Origin of the sequence: Microbacterium luticocti DSM 19459 (assembly GCF_000422405.1) — a bacterium.
Taxonomy (GTDB): Bacteria; Actinomycetota; Actinomycetes; order Actinomycetales; family Microbacteriaceae; genus Microbacterium; species Microbacterium luticocti.
In genome coordinates this window covers 152,715-168,713 of sequence record NZ_AULS01000006.1, presented here as the reverse complement: position 1 = coordinate 168,713, position 15,999 = coordinate 152,715, and the positions used below count along the sequence as shown (strand labels likewise).

Sequence of the window (15,999 nt, the reverse complement as noted above, 5' to 3'; positions counted from 1 at the left end):
GTCACGATCGTTGTGCGTCCTCTCCCCTCGGGTTGCGGTCCCGGCCACGCCGGGTGCGGTCGGCGCGCGGTCTCAATCCGCGCGCGAACGATGTCAACGATACGGCCGCCAGGGCGCGACGCCATAGCGGAAGGGCCTCGCGCAGACTCCGGCGCTCCTGGTCGACGATCGCCCAGAACCGTTCTGCGTCGTCGGCGGCGGGCGGCGACGCGGCGAACACGGCCCGGTCGGCCTCGGCGGCCAGCACCGCCGCATGGGCGGTGGCGTAGCCGGCGGCCACCTCGGACCGGGTCTGTGTGCCGGGCGCGGGCAGGCCGTGGTCGACGGCCGCGTCGACGTACTCCTCCCAGCCGCCGGTGATGCGCTCGGCCGGCTGCGGCGCCTGCCGCCGCGACCGGCGCCGCAGCACCTTGGCGAGCAGGATCACGCCGAACGGTCCGACCACGAGCAGCACGCCGAGCGCCGAGAGGCCGGCGATCCGCAACGACACCCACAGGCCCTCCAGGCTCGCCCCGTCGTCGGGGTGCCGTCCGGACTCGTTCGACTCCTGCCGGGTCGGGTCCGGCGGCTCGACCTGCTGGGCGCTGCGCGGCCGCACATCGGTCGGGTTCTCGGGGTCGCGCTGCCGGGCCACGGTGTTCTCGGCGCCCTCGGTGTGCTGCGGGGTCACGTCGATCGGCACCCAGTCCCCGGTCGCCGCCCTCACCTCGGTCCACGCGGTGAGGTCTCCCCCGGTGCACACCCCGTCACGGCAGGCGGGGGTGTCGTCGTCGACGGGCGTCAACCGCGCCCCCACCACCACGCGGGCGGGGAACCCGAGCTGCTCGGCGATGACGGCGACCGCGACCGCGAACTGCTCGTCGTCGCCGATCGCGGCCACCGGCGAGGCCCCGGCGTCCTCGGCGCTCAGCAGCCGACGGAACATCGTGTCGATGCGTGCCAGGGAATGCCCCGCCGTGCTCGGCTGGAACACGTACCCGTCGCCGAGCGCCCGCGTCCAGGCCGCACCGGCGGCGGGCACGCTCAGCGCGTGGCTGAGGTAGCCGCGCTCGCGCAGCCGCTTCACGAGCGTCGCCAGCGCGGCGCCGTCGGCACCGGCATCCTGCTTCTCGACCCACGTCTTCACGCTCTCGGGCACCGTCACCTGCGGCGCGGCCCCGGGCGCGCGCAGCGTCTCGAGCGCGGGCGGCGCCGCCGTGGTGGCGGTCACCTCATACTGCTCGCCGGCGTGCACACCGTCGGTCTGCACGCCCGCGCGGGCGGCGGCGTCGTAATAGAACGCGTCGGCGTGGGATGCCGCATCCGCACCCGCGAAACGCACCTGGGCGAGCGAGCCGAAGGTGGGCAGCCAGATGCCGCGCAACCCGCCGATGTCGATGCGTACGGTCGCCGCCCGGCCCGGGTCGACCGACAGCCGCGACGGCACCCGCACGAACTGCGCGCCGCCGTCGGCGACCCGGTAGCTGGTGCCGTCGTACTGCGACAGGGTCGCCAGACGGATGCGGTCGGGCAGCGCCCCGTCGAGCGCGGTGACCGTGAACAACGGTGACGTGAACGCGGCGTCGGTGAAGTTCGCACGGTAGTCGGTGAGCGGCGTGATCGCCCGGCTGATCGCCTGCTCGGGACCGGCACCGGTCCGCAGCACATCGCGGGTGCGCCCCTCGGCGACGGCGGGTGCAAGCACGGCGCCGACCGCGACCGCGACCGCGACCATGCCCGCCGCCAGGGCGCCGCGACGCAGATCCGACCCGGTGCGCCGGCGCGAGACACGCACCCCGCTGGTGCCGGCCGCGCGGCGCAGCGCCTCGCGCCGGGCCGCCGACAGGCGCCACGACAGCCAGGCCAGCGAGAACACCAGGGCGGCCGCGCCGCACGCCATCTCACGCGGTGCGGGCACGGTCACCGGGCCCAGGGTCAGCGGAAAGCTGGTGACGGTGCGGCCGAACAACAGCCCGAACCCGGTCATCGACAGGGCGATCGGGGCGGCCGCCGCCCCGATCCGGGCGGGACGCCAGCCCAGGCGCAGCACGGCGAGCGTGCCGCCGAGGAACACCACCACGGCCGGCACCAGCAGGTTGCGGTAGCCGCCCACCGGCAGATCGACGGTCACCAGGTCTTTCCAGCCGAGTACGGCACCGGCGGCGACATCGCGCAACGACGAGAGGATGCCGGCCGGCGACGCCGGCGGGACCGCGATCGTCACCCCCAGCAGCACGAACGCGCCGACCGCGGCGAGCGCGGTGAGCCATCCCGGCCACCGCCACAGGGTCGCCGCGACCGAGACGACCATCGCGGCCAGAACCGCGACGGCGGCCAGCACCGCGAACCGCAGATCGGCGTAGATCGGCCACGCCGCCACGGCGGCGACGGCGGCCATCGCCAGCGCGTACCCGGTGCCGGTCGCGACATGCGCGCCGCGCAGGGCCGCGGCATCCCACCCGCCCCCGGCACGGGGTGTGCGGCGAGTGCGCCTCGGCGTGCGACCGGCGACGGCGGAGCCTGCGCGACGGCGGCTCATGAGACGGCCTCCGCGCCGGCCGACGACTGGGCGCCGCGCAGCAGCAGCGCGGGCAGGTCGTCGAGCACACCGACGGTCATCACGGTCAGCTCGCCCAGCGGCCGCGTGCGCGGCGGTGCCGCCTGGTCGCACACCACCGCGACCACCGCGGTCGCGGCAGAGAAGGCCAGCGCCGCCTGACGCAGCTGCAGCGGGGTGGTCTGCGACCCGCACACCAGGAACGCGAGCGAGAGCATGTCGGACGCCTCGACCGCGAGCCGGCAGACCTCGGCCAGCGGCATGGTGCTCTCGTGCGCGTCCAGCCGCGAGAACCCGTCGAGCAGGCCGCGCGGGGTGCCGGCCTGCAGCACCTCGATCGACCGCATGCGCCCGCGCACCACGCGGGGGATCTCAGCGCCGGTGACCACGTCGATGTCGCGTCCGTCGCGCACCGCCTGCACGCCGAGCGAGGCGGCGACACTGACCGCGAGCTCGAACTCGTCGGTTCCGGCGTACTCGGACTCGGCCAGACTGAGCACCACCGCCAGGCGCGAGCGGCGGGTCTCTTCGAACTGGCGCACCATGAGCCGGCCGGTCTTGGCGGTGGACTTCCAGTGGATCTGCCGACGCGCATCCCCCGGCACGTACTCACGGATGGCGTGGAACGACATGTCGGCGTCGACCAGCCGCCGACTCGACCGGCCCTCGAGGTCGCGGATCAGACCGGCGCTGGTGGCGGGCACCGCGGCGGTGCGCGGGTGCACGTAGATCTCGTGCCGTTCGTCCCACTCGTGTTCGCGGCGCAGCAGCCCGACCGGGTCGGTGCGCACCGCGGTGGGCGGCCCCACCGTCACCACCCCGCGCGGCAGCGGCGGGATCGACACCGGCCGGGCGGCCTGATGGCCCGGCCGCAGCAGCGGCACACCCAGTTCGACCAGCCCGTCGCCCACGGGCAGGTCGATGCGCCCGGGCAGCGCGGTGCGGGTTCCGACGTTGCGGATGACGATCTCGCCGTGAAGCGGGTCGCCGGCGACGACGCGCTCGTGCGCGAGGTGCACCGACACGTCGTAGCCGCGCGCACCGAACAGGAACGGCGCGCTCATCGCGAGCAGCACCAGGGACGCGAAACCGGCCACGAGCACCTCGACCCAGCCGAACGCCCACCCCAGCGCCACCCCGACGGTGCCCAACGCCAGCACCAGCCAGCCGGCGGGGTTGACCGTCTCGCCCAGCCAGCGGGCGGCGACCTCGCCGGCGGAACGGGCGCGACGCGCGGCGGCCAGCACGGCGATGACGGATGCCACCAGCCACCCGCGTCGCCGGTCGGCGACGCGGGTGCGCACGGTCGTGGAGCCGTCCGGCGCGGTCAGCGTGCTGCTGACCGTGTCGGACAGTCCGGCCGAGCGGTGGCGACCGTCGGTGCGGCGGTCGCCGCCGCGGGCACGACGGCGCGTGAGCGGTGGTTCGGTTCGACTCATCCGCGCCCCCGGGGCCGCCCGGCGGGCGGCGTGGTGCGCGAACGGCGCGGGCGCAGGTCGCAGAAGATGCCGGATGCCGCACCCCGAACCGGCACGTTGTGAGACCCGCCCCGGCGCAGGTCGCAGCAGGTGCCGGATGCGGCATCCCCAACCGGCACGTTCTGCGACCCGGCCGCGTGGTGAGACACGCTCAGGCGCGGGTCGCAGAAAGCGCCACGTCGGGGCCGCGCACGTCGCGGGTTGTTAGACACGCTCGAGTGCGGGTCGCAGAAAGTGCCACGTCGGGGCCGCGCACGTCGCGGGTTGTGAGACACGCTCGATTGCGGGTCGCAGAAGACGCCGGATGCCACACCCTGAACCGGCAGGTTCTGAGACCCGGTCGCGCGTAGGTCGCAGAAAGCGCCGGATGAGGCATCCCCAACCGGCACGTTCTGCGACCCACCCCAACGCGGGTCGCAGAAGGTGCCGGATGCCACGCCCCGAACCGGCACGTTCTGAGACCCGGCGCGGGCCGCGCGCGCACGCAACCGGTTCATGCCACCTCGCGGCTGGTGGGCGGGGCGACATCGAGCAGCACCTGGCCGACCACGGCCTCGGCGGTGACGCCGTCGAACTCGGCCTCGGGATGCAGGATGAGCCGGTGCGAGAGCACCGGGACGGCGAGCGCCTTCACGTCGTCGGGCGTCGCATAGGTGCGCCCCTCGGCGATCGCGCGCGTGCGCGTCGCCCGGGTCAGGGCGAGCGCACCGCGGATGCTGACGCCCAGCCGAACCTGCTCGGCCGAGCGGGTGGCATCCACGATGCGGGCGATGTAGTCGAGCACCAGCGCGTTCGCGTACACCTGCCGGGCCAGATCGGCCATGTCGACCAGCGTCTGCGGGGTGACGATCGGTTCGAGGTCGGCGGTGGCCACCGCGGCCCCGTCGAGGATGCGCACCGTGGCGGCGTGGTCGGGGTAGCCCAGCGAGGTCTTGAGCATGAACCGGTCGAGCTGGGCCTCGGGCAGCCGGTAGGTGCCGGCCTGTTCCACCGGGTTCTGCGTGGCGATCACCAGGAACGGCACCCCGACGGCACGGGTCACCGCGTCGATGGTGACCTTGCCCTCCTCCATCACCTCGAGCAACGCCGCCTGCGTCTTGGGGCTGGCCCGGTTGATCTCGTCGGCCAGCACGATGTTGGCGAACACCGGGCCGGCGTGGAACTCGAACGCCCCGGTCTTCTGGTCGTACACGGTGATGCCGGTGATGTCGCCCGGCAGCAGGTCGGGCGTGAACTGGATGCGGGTGTTCGTGCCGCGCACCGACTGGGCGAGCGCCCGCGCCAGCGAGGTCTTGCCGGTGCCCGGGACGTCCTCGAGCAGCACATGCCCCTCGCTGAGCATGGCGGTGAGCACGAGGTCGATCACGTGCCGCTTGCCGAGCACCGCGTGTTCGACGTTGTCGGCGAGCGCGCGGAAGGTGTCGGCGAACCACGTGGCCTGTTCCTGGGGGATCGTCATGCAGTGCTCCTGGTCGGTGTTCTGAAAGAAGTGCGGAGGGATGTCACGGTGACCCGCCGGTGCCCGCGTCGCCGGGCGGCGACCCTGAGCCCGCGTCGCCCGGCTGCGAGCCGGAGCCCGCGTCGTCGCCCGTCGATCCACCGGAGTCGGCGGGCGCGTAGGTCGACGAGGTCACGGTCGGCGAGGGGTCGGATGCCGCGTGGTCGTTGCGCGCGCTCACGCGATACTGCCAGGCCTTCGCGGCGTCGACGTCGTCGGTGTAGGTGGTGCCCGTCAGGGTCTTCACGGTCGTGAACGAGCCGTCCGACCCGCGGCGCTGCAGCACGTACCCGGTCGCGCCGGCCACCGACGACCAGGTGAGGTGCACGCCGTCGGCCTTGCCCTCGGCCGCCGAGATCGTCGGTGCCGCGAGCGTCTTGGGGTCGCAGCCGCCCCCGAAGGTCACCGTCTGGTTCGTCCAGCCCAAACCCCATCGGTTCCACGCGACGCTGACCCGGATGCCCGACACCGACACGGCGTAGTCGGGCACCACCCCGGCGGTGCCGACGGTGAGCGTGTTGCCGTACACGTCCTTGTAGGCGGCGTGCGAGTAGTCGAACGAGACCGTCGCCTGGTTGCCGCTCGAGCTGCCGGTCGCCTGCAGCTTCTGTCCGCCCTTACAGACCGCCAACTGCCACTGCGCCCACACCTGGTACGGCGCGCCGCCGTCGGCGGCGGTGACCGGACTGTGCGGGCCCGAGAACAGGCCGTAGTCGTACCAGACCTCGATGCCGGGGTCGCGGTCGAACACGGTCGAGTTCAGCCCGCTGAAGCGCACCGTCGCCCACCGCGGCACCTGCTCGTCGGAGGTCGGGTCGGCGTCGATGCGCCACTCCGCACGGCGTGCGCCCTCGTCGACGTGTGGTGTCGCCGCGACGACGAAATGGTAGCCGTGGGGTCCGCGACCGGCCCGGGCGGTGGTCTGCGCGGTCGTCTCGACGCGCCCGAAAGAGGTCGTGCCCACGAACGACTCGGCGCACAACCGGTAGGTGTAGGTGCGCCCGGCGTCCACGTCGAAGCTCTTGTCGGCGACCTCGTCGGTCGCCACGCACCGGTCGCCGTCGAGCACGATGCCGTAGCGCATCGTCGAGCCCGCCCCGTTCGCGGTCGCCGAACCGGTGGCCTGGATCGTCGCGTGCTCGGCGTCGCTGGAGGTCGGGGTCAGCGTCAGACTCGGGCTGCGCGGCGCCCCCACCCCGTTGGCGAGGATGCTGGTGGACTGCCCCTCGGTCGACCCGTCGAACCCGGGCGGCAGCGTGAACCGCGACAGCGGCGTGACGGTGAGCGCGGTCTGCTGGTTGCTGCCGATGCGGTAGTTCGGGATGACCGCACTGGACTGGCCGCGCCGCACGTCGACCTCGAGGCTGTCACCGCTGTCGCTGGTGATGCGCAACCGGGCGGTCGAGGTGGCGTCGATGCCGTCCACCCGCACCGACACGACGCCACCCTCGCCCGAGGTGACCACCGGGGCGGCGGTGACCTTCTCGGGCGCCGCCGGCGCGTCGTACGCCCACGCGGTGGTGGCCGCCTGGCCGGCCGACTCGCCCACCGCGTTCACCGCGGTCGCCACATACCGCCGCTGCTCACCGTTGGGCGCCGCGATCTGCGGGCACGTGCCGTCGGGCGCGCAGCGGGCGACCACATCGCCGCGCCAGCGCACCACGAACCCGGTCAGCGCGGGATACGCGGCCCGGGCCGGACCGGCATCCACCCGCAGCGTCACCTGACCGTCGTCGTAGCCGGACTGCACGAGCGCGGCCGGCGCCTTCGGGTAGCCCTGCAGGTCGAGCAGCACGCGGCCGTCGCGCTCACCCGCCGTGGTGCGCCCCTGCGCATCGCGCACCGAGAACGACGCCGTGCACGTCTGCCCCGGGGTGTCGCCGGTCCACGAGACGCGCACGTGCGCGGCATCCGCCACCTCGAAGCCCACCCCGGTGCAGGTGCCGGCCGTGCGCACCGCCGTCACCTGCAGCGGCGTGCGCGGCAGCGGGTTGACCTCGCCCGACGCGCCGATCACCTCGACGGTGCACGACGAGCCCGACGCCTGCGAGCAGGTCTTGGCGACCGTGCCCGCGCGCGGCAGCGTCGAGGGCACCGCCCCCACCCGCAGCACGAACCGGGCCGGCGTGACCCCGGGGTGGCTGGTCACCTCGACCACGGCGATCTCTTCGTCGCCGGGGCGGGCGTCGTCGGCGCCGGTGACCGTGATGGTGTGTCCGTGTTGGGCGAGCGTGAAGTCGTGCCCGGTGTACGACACCTTGTACGCGATGCGGTCCCAGTCGGTGCGGCCCTGCCACGTGGTCAGCTTGGTCAGGTCGTACGAGGCCTGCGCGCCCGGGCCCACCGTCAACGACGCCGAGGCCAGCACCGGCACCGGGGCCAGCGCCGACACCGCGACCGGCACCGACAGGTACGTCCACTCGTGCTGGCCGGCCAGGCGCACCGGCACCACGCAGGCGTCCGTCCACGGGGCGCCCTCGCCGGCGTCGTAGCGCACCGTCGTCCCCCCGTCGCGGGTGCAGGATGCCTGGTGCCGCGCCTTCGACGCGGACACCTCGTCGCCCACCTCGAGGGTGGCGCCGGTGGGCATGCTCACCAGTTTCGCCATGTCGAAGGTGACGGCATCCTTCTCGGTCACCTTCTGCGGTTTCACATCGGGTTTCAGCGCCAGCGTCAGATCGTGCTCGCCGGGGATGCGCACGAACCCGTACGAGGTGACCTTCTCACCGGCTGCGGTGACGCCGCTGACCGAGAACGGCACGATCTGCGAGTGCTCGGGCAGCGCACCGGCGATGCGGTGGCCCGCCACCGTGATGCCGTCGGGCTCACCCCACAACCGCAGGGTCAGGTCATCGACGTCGCCGCCGGTCCAGGCGACCTTGCCGGCGACCACATCCACCCCGGCGGGGAACCGCTCGCGGGTGGCCGCGGTGAGCACCGTGTCGGTGACCACCGGATAGTCGGGCACGGCGTCACGCACCACCTTGACGACGATCAGCCCACGACCGGTGTTGCCGGTGCTGCTGGCCACGTCGTACAGGAACGACATGCTGCCGGGCGCGGTACCCGCCCGGATACGCACCTGATGGCCGTCGACCGCGGCGATCAGGCCCTCCAGCCGCTCGTACTCGGGGTTGGGCGCACCGTCCAGCAGGGTGGCCACGGCATCGGGGCGCACCGCGGTGAGCGTGAGCGCACCACCGGTGGGGTCGATGTCGTTGGCGAGCGGGTCGACCCGCACCGAGTTGTCGGCGCCGACCTGCAGCTGCACGTAGTCGGTGAAGGTCACCGGGCTCGGATTGGCCTGCTCGTCGAGCACACCCACCCGCACGGTCGCGGTGCCGGTGGCCCCGAACGCGTCGGCGACCCGGTAGGTGAACGACACCTGGCCGTGGAACCCGGCGACGCTCGTGTACACGATCGACTCGCCGTCGGCCGAGATCGTCGCCGACCCGCTGGCGGGCTGGCTGAGGATGCGGTCCAGGGCCACGTCGTCACCGTCGGGGTCGACCCCGAACGAACGGAACGGGATGCTCGTGCTCTGCCCGGTGAGCACACGTCCCACCAGGGCGCGGGGCCGGGGGGCGCGGTTGGCGGCGTCCGAGATGACCTTCACCCGCACCACGGCGGTGTCGGCCAGGGCGGGCGACCCGGCCGCGTACACCGAGTACTCCACCCGGTAGTCGCCGGGCTTCGACGGCGCCAGATAGCGCAGCACGCGGCCCGACGCGAACGCGAGCGCACCGGCCGTCGACGAGCGCACCGACCCCGGGTCGAGCATCATCGTGCCGCCCGAGGCGGCCACGTCGTTGTCGAGCACCGGGATGTCGACCTGCGCGCCGGCGCGCACCACCACCGCATCGTCCACGGCGATCGGGGCGAGGTCGTCGCCGGCCGGCAGCAGGTACACGGTCGCCTCACCGGCCACGCGCGAGCCCGCGTCGTCGGTGCCGTCCGACACGATGTAGCGCACCGTGCCCAGCCGCCCGGGGGCACCGTCGGCGGTACTGCCCGAGATGCGCAGATAGTTCTGCCCGACCACATCCACCGACATGCTCGCCCCGTCGGCGGGGCGAGGGCTCACGTCGCTGAGCAGCAGCACCCGCCGGGTCGGGTTGCTCACCGCCGTGAACACATCGAGGGTCACATCCTGCTGCGGGTGCACGAACGCGACCACCGGCGCCGTGGCCAGCTGCGCGGGAGCGTCGGCCGGCAGCAGGGTGATGCGGGCTGTCGCCGACGCCTCGCTCTGCCCGTCGGTGACCGTGTAGGCCACCCGGTACACGCCGGGGGTGCCGGCGGTGAAGTCGAACGACGTGCCCCCCGAGGTGGCCACCGCCTCGGCGCCGGCCTCGTCGAGCACCCGCACGGCCGTGAGCGAAAGCCGGCCCTGCGTTCCCGAGACGTGGTCGCCCACGTCGACGCTCAGGCCCGCGCCCTGCGTCTGGACGACGGTGAACGACTCGGCGGTCAGTTTGGGTTTCGGAGTGATCCGCACCGTGAGGGTGCGGGTGCTGGTCGCGCCGCGCACATCGCCGACGGTCACCTTCAGCTGGGCGACCTGCGGCTCGTCGATCGACGCGTCGGTGTGCTGGTAGACGACGTCTCCGGCCGGGGTGGATGCCACCGACCCGACACCGGTCGCATCGGTGACCGAGACCAGCATGAGCGGGTCGCCGTCGGGGTCGACCCAGCCGCCCAGCACCGGCACGGTCACGGTGCCGCCGGGCGCGACCTGCGGCGACGGCCAGCGGGCGAGGCATCCGGCCACACCGCACCATTTCGGGGCGCGGTTCTCGGTCGATCCGGTGACGGTGAGGGTGACCGTGGTCGGCTTCGAATACAGCCCGTCGGCGGCGGTGCCGTCGGTGACCCGGTAGCGGAAGGTGGCCGTACCGGTGGCGCCCGCGGCGACGTGCACGGCCAGGCGCTGCCCGTCGTCGGTGACCGACACGGTGCCGAAACCGGGGTCGAGCCCCGACACGTCGGCGGCGTCGATGCTCAACACGTCCTCGTTCGGGTCGTGGTCGTTCAGCAGCACCGGAAGGCTCACCAGGCTCCCGGCGCGCACCCCGAACGCGTCGGGCTCGGCCACCGGCGGCTTGGGGTCGATCACCACCTGCGCCTGCTCGTCACTGGGTGCATTCTCGGGGGCGGTGCGCTCGTCGAGCGACCAGTCCTGGCTCGAGGGCAGCAGCACCGCGGTGCGGGCATTCCACACCCAGCCGCTGCGGGTGTCGTTGAGGATCAGCGCATCGCCACTGCCGGCGAACACGGGTTTGCGGTCGTCGCCCAGCTGCGCGCCGCCGTAGTCGAGCCGGCGCTCGCCCGCGGTCGAACTGAACAGCGTGCCCGCGTCGGTGCCCAGCCACGCGGCGTGCACGGCGCCGCCGTCCACGACGGGGCGCGCGGGCGTGCCGAGGTCTGCGGTCTCGCCGCCGAACGCGCGCTGCGGCGCCTGCCCGTCGACGGGCAGACGCACCAGTCCGGTGTCGTCGGCGACCCAGGCGGCGTCGCCGTCGGCGCGGGCCCGGCCGTAGGCGACGTCGCCGACCAGCCGCACCTGCACCGGACCGTCGCCGCCGCGGCGCCACACCCTGCCCTGGTCGGGGTCGACCAGGAACCACGTGCCGCCCGCGGCGGTGAGCCCGACCGTCTGGCCGTCGGGCGGCGCGGTGACGGCATCGGTGCCCAGCACGCGGCCGTCCGGGATGCGGTAGCGCACCACGGCTGAGGCATCCTTCGAATACGCGTACACGACACCGGCGTCGTCGACCGTCACCGCGCGGGCGCCGAAGGGCGCGGCATCCTTCGCCCGGCCGCCGGCGGGGTCGATCTCGACGGCCTCGCCGCCGGCGAGCGTGCCCGCGTACACGGCGCCGCCGTCGGTGCGGTAGGCGACGTAGTCGCCGGCGACGGCGACCTCGACGGTGCCGGCCGGGGTGGACGGCGACTCGCGCAGGGTGGCGTCGTCGAGGTCGGCGGGGGTCGCCTCGTCGATGCGGGTGAGCTTGCCGTAGCTCTCTGAGAACAGGTAGGCGCCGCGGTCGGTCTGCGCGACCGCCGACGGGTTGGCGACGCTGCGGACGGTGTCGAGTTCACCGATGGCGGTGTTCACCCGGGCGTAGCGGCGGCCGTCACCGGTCTGCAGCGCCCACACCGCGGTGTCTTGCGGCGGGGTGGAGCGGGCGTCGAGCCCCGGCCACACCACACTGATCGCCACGACGGCGGCGAGAACGGCGGCCGAGGCGAGAACGGCGACGATCACCGAGCGGCGCCGCACGTCAGACACCGCTCCCGGTCAGCAGCGCCCACACGACCAGCACGGCGGCGGCGCCCGCCACCGCGGCGGCGACGATCCACGGCCAGACGACGCGGCGTCGCCCGCCGCCGGGCGCCGAGATGTCGGTGTCTTCGTCGCGCGGTGTGAACGGTGCCGGCTCGCTCGGGCGGCGGCGCGAGGCGTGCGGCACCGAGGTGATCTGCGGGCCGCGGGGTGTGGCATCCGTCACATCGACGGTGACGTCGCCGGGCACCCATTCGTCGACGGCCACCTCCAGCGGCGTGGGGGGAAAGCCCATGCCGTGCTGAGCGTCGCGCAACGCCTGTGCGAACGCCAGCGCGCTCGGATAGCGGTCGTCGGGGTCGCGCGCCATCGCGACGGCGAGCACCTGCTGCACCTGCGCGGGCACGTCGGCGCGGGTCATCGGCGGGAACGTGGCGCGCAGGATGCGGCGGCGCAGCTGGTCGCGCGAGTTCTGACCGGGTTCAGGTCGCTCGAACGGGCTGTGGCCGGCCAGCAGCGAATAGACGGTCGCCCCCAGCCCCCACACTTCGCTGGCGACGGTGCCGGCGGACTGTTCGGCGATGACCTCGGGGGCGCTCCAGGGCACGCTCATCGCGAGCACCTCGTCGCCGCGGCGCGGGGTGAGCGTCGACGAGATGCCGAAGTCGGCCAGCACCGGCGTGCCGAAGGTGGTGATCAGGATGTTGCTGGGCTTCACGTCGCGGTGCACCAGGCCGGCTCGGTGCGCGGTCTCGAGCGCGCTCGCCATGCGGACGCCGATGCTCAGCGCCTCGTCGACCGGCAGCCGTTCGCGGCGGTAACGCTGGGCGAGCGAGCCCGGGCAGTACTCCATGACGATGTACGGCCGGCCGTCAGCCGAGATGCCCGCCTGGTACACGGTGACGATCGACGGGTGCGCCGACAGGTGCGCGAGCACATCGGCCTCGGCGTTGAACATGCGCAGCATGTCGGCGTCGTGCACCCCTGCCGGCAGCACCTTGACGGCCACCTGCCGACGGGGCATGTCCTGGGCATAGAGGAACACGTCGGCGAACCCGCCCGATCCTAGCGGACGCACGAAGGTCAGTCCGGGGAGCACGGGCGGGCTCGAAGGCACGCGCTTCGGCATCCCGGACCCCCATCCGTTGCGCGCACCCCGTGTGTTGCCCGGGCGCCGGTGCGCCGTGCACCCGAACCGCGTGCGCGCACACGGCGGCCAGGCCCGGCAATCGTAACAAATCGCCCGGTCGCGTGCGCAGACAGGCGGCGGGGCGCTCTTCGGTCGACGAGCGGGGCGCTCCTCGGACGGCGGTCGGGGCGCTCTTCGGACGGCGGGCGGGGCGCCACTCGGACGGCGGGCAGGGCGCTCGTCGGACGGCGGTCGGGGCGCTCCTCAGACGGGCGGGGTGTTACTCGGACGGGTCGAACGGCGAGTCCAGCGATCGGGTGAGCTCGTCCAGCAGCGCGGCGACCTGGGGCTCGACATACTGGGCGACGGCCTCCTGGATGCGCAGGCGGTGGCCGAGCAGCAGCGCACACACCTCGCGGCCGATCATGTTCGCGTACTCGTCGGCCAGACCCACCTCCTGACGCAGCGCCGCCTTGGCGGCCTCGCTCAGCGGCGGCAGCGCCGGCACCTCGGCGTCGGCCTCGTCGGCCATGCCCGACAACGTGAACAGGAACGGTGCCCCCGGCGCCGGCTCGGGGTCCAGTGGCATCCCCTCGTATTCGGGGTCGAGGCCCTCGGTTGGACGATAGCTGCGCGCCCGGTTGCGGGCGGCCTGCTGGTCGAGCTCGCCCTGCAGCATGGGCAGGTTCTTGGCTGTGTAGTCGGCCACGGCGTGGTCGATGATCGCCTTGATGCGCGTGGACAGACCATGCTGCACACCATGCGGCACGTCTGAGCCGAGCCCGGCGGCCGAGAGCACCGGCGAGCCCAGGCAACGCCGGCACGGGGCGACGCGACCGCGGTGGGTGGCCGGTTGCCACCGCGGCAGCCAGCGGAGCCAGGCGTCGACCGCTTGGCTCACCTCGGTCTCGAGCGAACGCTCCACGCACACCACCGTAGCGCGCGGCATCGCGCCAGGCCCCGATCCGCCGGGCGGGTCTTCGCGTCGCCGCCCAGTCAGGGGGTGTTGCGGTCTTCCCACGGCCAGCGCGGCCGCCCGGTAAGGCGGTCGCGGTCTCGGCACGAGGGGCACGGTCAGGGGGTCGCGGTCCCGGCACGACCGCCCGGCCAGGTGACCGCGATCCCGGCGCGACCGGACCTGTCAGGGTGTGTTGCGGTCTTCCCACGGCCAGCGCGGTCGTCCGCCGCGGGTGTGCACGAGCACGATGCCACCCCATCCGGCGAGCATCCCGCCCACCAGCACCACGAACGCGAAGCCCGCCGTGATCAGACGGCCGACGACGGATGCCGCGAGCACGGGGTCGGCGGTCTGTATGGCGCCTGCGATCCACACAGCGAGCAGGTAGACCACGAAGGCGGCCAGTCCGGCCCAGGTGCCGCTCCAGAACGACGGATGCGGCCGGCGCAGCCCGGCCCACAGCACACCAGCGAACGCGAGCACGGCGAGGATGGTGCCGAACACGCCGGGGAACTGGCCGAAGCCGGGGGCCGTGATCGGGTCTTCGCCCAGCAGCAGGCTCACCATGCCGATGCCGCCGATGACCAGCGCGGCGAACAGGATCGTCGCGAACGCGAGCGCCACGGGTGGGCGGACCCGGCCGGTTCCGCCCGCTCCCCCGGGTGCCTGCGTCATGGCTCAGCGCGCCAGTTGCGGCCCCGCCTCGAGGGTGCGCTCGTATTCGCGGCGGGCCTCGATGTTCAGCTCGGTCATGCGCTTGCCGCGCGCGGCGGCCCAGGCGCCGAACCAGATGGTCAGCTCACGACCGATCACGAACGCGGCGATCGCCAACGGGGCGAACAGCTGCGCCGCGATGAGGTCGGCCCCCTGTGTGGCGGTGATGTTCCAGAATGGGGCCTCGAACAGCTGACCGAGCAGGTGACCGCCGTAGGCGGCGAGGCCGACGAGCAGACCGAAGATCACCCAGGCGCCCCAGCGGGCGCGGTTGATGATCGCGCCCAGCAGCCAGAACCCGATGAAGAACACGACGGTGGGCACCCACAGGCCCCACGTGGTGGCCTCGTGGCCGAGCCAGGTGCCCACGCCGTCGGCGGTGACGTCGCCGGTGACCAGCCCGATCACCAGTCCGGCGGCCAGGTACAGCACGGCGAAGCACACGGCGGCGACGATGCCGATGCCCCCGGCGGCACCGCGGTTGCCGCGCGGGCGCGGCTCTTCGGGCGCCTGCACGAAGATCGGCTGCGGCGCGGCGACGGTGGGGGTAGCGGTCGGCGCGACCGGCTCGAGAACGAGGTCGGATGCCGCGACGGCACCGGCGGCGGCAGGGGCGGCGGCGTGCACGTCGTTCAGCGCGGGCGTGGCGAACGCGGGCTCGTCGGGTTCGGCGACGGATGCCTCGGGCCCCGGCTGGACGACCGACTCATCCGCGGACGGCTCGGCCGCGGACGGCTCGGCTACGGATGCCGCGGGCCCCGGCTGGACGACCGACTCGGACGCCGACGGCTCGGCGGCACCCGCGGTCACGGCCGGCTCGGCCGCGGACGGTTCGGCGGCACGCTCGGTCGTGGCCGGCCCCGTCGCAGACGGCTCGGCGGCGGCATCCGTCGATCCGGCGGTCGACCCCCGCGTGGCCGATTCGGCGCCGGACGGTTCGGCGGCCGTCGCGCGGGCACCGGCGGCGTCCGTCTCGACCGGAGTGTCGTCGGCGGAGGCGGCGGGGTGCGATTCAGCGGCGGCGTGCTCGGTGGCCGGGTCGGCGGCGGGCTCGGGCGCGTCCGGTGCGGACGGCTCGTCGCCGACGGCGCTGCGGCCGGCGGCTTCGGCTTCGGCGAGTCCTTCGTGAGCCTGGCCCACCACGTCGTCGACGGGCTGCGGCTCCTCGACGGGCTCGCCCATGGGCTCGCGGGGATCACTCATCGCAGGACTCCTCACACACGGGGACGGTCCCCGTCCTTGCGAGGCTACCGCCGCGCGCGGGCCGGGTCTCGGAGGCGTGCCGACGTGTCTCGCACCGCGCGTCGTGTCCGTCCCGTCCGCCATCGCACCCGCCGGGCGTCCTCCGCGCGGCCCGTGTGCGTCCTCCCGTTCACACTCTCCAGTGTGTTTGGGGCGCG

At 73.8% G+C, this 15,999-nt stretch carries 8 protein-coding genes; all 8 read right to left on the bottom strand.

Going from position 1 to position 15,999, the window contains the following annotated elements:
• Position 1: 1 nt before the first annotated feature.
• The 8 genes from H577_RS15760 to H577_RS0108705 all read right to left on the bottom strand — a co-directional run bounded on the left by H577_RS15760 (position 2) and on the right by H577_RS0108705 (position 15,802).
• On the bottom strand, positions 2 to 2,518 hold the full coding sequence (locus H577_RS15760; RefSeq protein WP_245570367.1) for a transglutaminase-like domain-containing protein: 2,517 nt from the start codon (positions 2,516 to 2,518) through the stop codon (positions 2 to 4).
• The gene (locus H577_RS0108735) at positions 2,515 to 3,975 is read right to left on the bottom strand and encodes a DUF58 domain-containing protein (protein WP_084516015.1); all 1,461 of its coding nucleotides are present in this window, start codon (positions 3,973 to 3,975) and stop codon (positions 2,515 to 2,517) included. The genes H577_RS15760 and H577_RS0108735 overlap by 4 nt, the downstream gene beginning before the upstream one ends.
• 532 nt (positions 3,976 to 4,507) lie before the next feature.
• Positions 4,508 to 5,473: an AAA family ATPase gene (locus H577_RS0108730; RefSeq protein ID WP_029145640.1), complete on the bottom strand. Its 966-nt coding sequence runs from the start codon at positions 5,471 to 5,473 to the stop codon at positions 4,508 to 4,510.
• A gap of 43 nt (positions 5,474 to 5,516) precedes the next feature.
• Positions 5,517 to 11,804 (bottom strand): Ig-like domain-containing protein, encoded by a 6,288-nt coding sequence (locus H577_RS15755; RefSeq protein WP_156876595.1) that lies wholly within the window; start codon positions 11,802 to 11,804, stop codon positions 5,517 to 5,519.
• Entirely contained in the window at positions 11,797 to 12,897 is a 1,101-nt protein-coding gene (locus H577_RS0108720) for a serine/threonine-protein kinase (RefSeq protein WP_342664747.1), read from the bottom strand. Before H577_RS0108720 ends, H577_RS15755 begins: the two co-directional genes overlap by 8 nt.
• A gap of 310 nt (positions 12,898 to 13,207) precedes the next feature.
• A complete protein-coding gene (locus tag H577_RS0108715) occupies positions 13,208 to 13,852 on the bottom strand; it encodes a hypothetical protein (protein WP_029145638.1) in 645 nt (214 codons plus the stop codon).
• 216 nt (positions 13,853 to 14,068) lie between these two features.
• On the bottom strand, positions 14,069 to 14,560 hold the full coding sequence (locus H577_RS0108710) for a hypothetical protein (RefSeq protein WP_029145637.1): 492 nt from the start codon (positions 14,558 to 14,560) through the stop codon (positions 14,069 to 14,071).
• 3 nt (positions 14,561 to 14,563) lie between these two features.
• Positions 14,564 to 15,802, bottom strand: coding sequence for a hypothetical protein (locus H577_RS0108705; protein WP_029145636.1), 1,239 nt, complete (start codon positions 15,800 to 15,802; stop codon positions 14,564 to 14,566).
• Between the last annotated feature and the right edge of the window lie 197 nt (positions 15,803 to 15,999).

What these genes read in the sequence shown, in the direction of transcription:
- H577_RS15760 (WP_245570367.1), bottom strand. Translation starts at nt 2,518, where the DNA reads ATGAGCCGCCGTCGCGCAGGCTCCGCCGTCGCCGGTCGCACGCCGAGG.
- H577_RS0108735 (WP_084516015.1), bottom strand. Translation starts at nt 3,975, where the DNA reads ATGAGTCGAACCGAACCACCGCTCACGCGCCGTCGTGCCCGCGGCGGC.
- H577_RS0108730 (WP_029145640.1), bottom strand. Translation starts at nt 5,473, where the DNA reads ATGACGATCCCCCAGGAACAGGCCACGTGGTTCGCCGACACCTTCCGC.
- H577_RS0108710 (WP_029145637.1), bottom strand. Translation starts at nt 14,560, where the DNA reads ATGACGCAGGCACCCGGGGGAGCGGGCGGAACCGGCCGGGTCCGCCCA.
- H577_RS0108705 (WP_029145636.1), bottom strand. Translation starts at nt 15,802, where the DNA reads ATGAGTGATCCCCGCGAGCCCATGGGCGAGCCCGTCGAGGAGCCGCAG.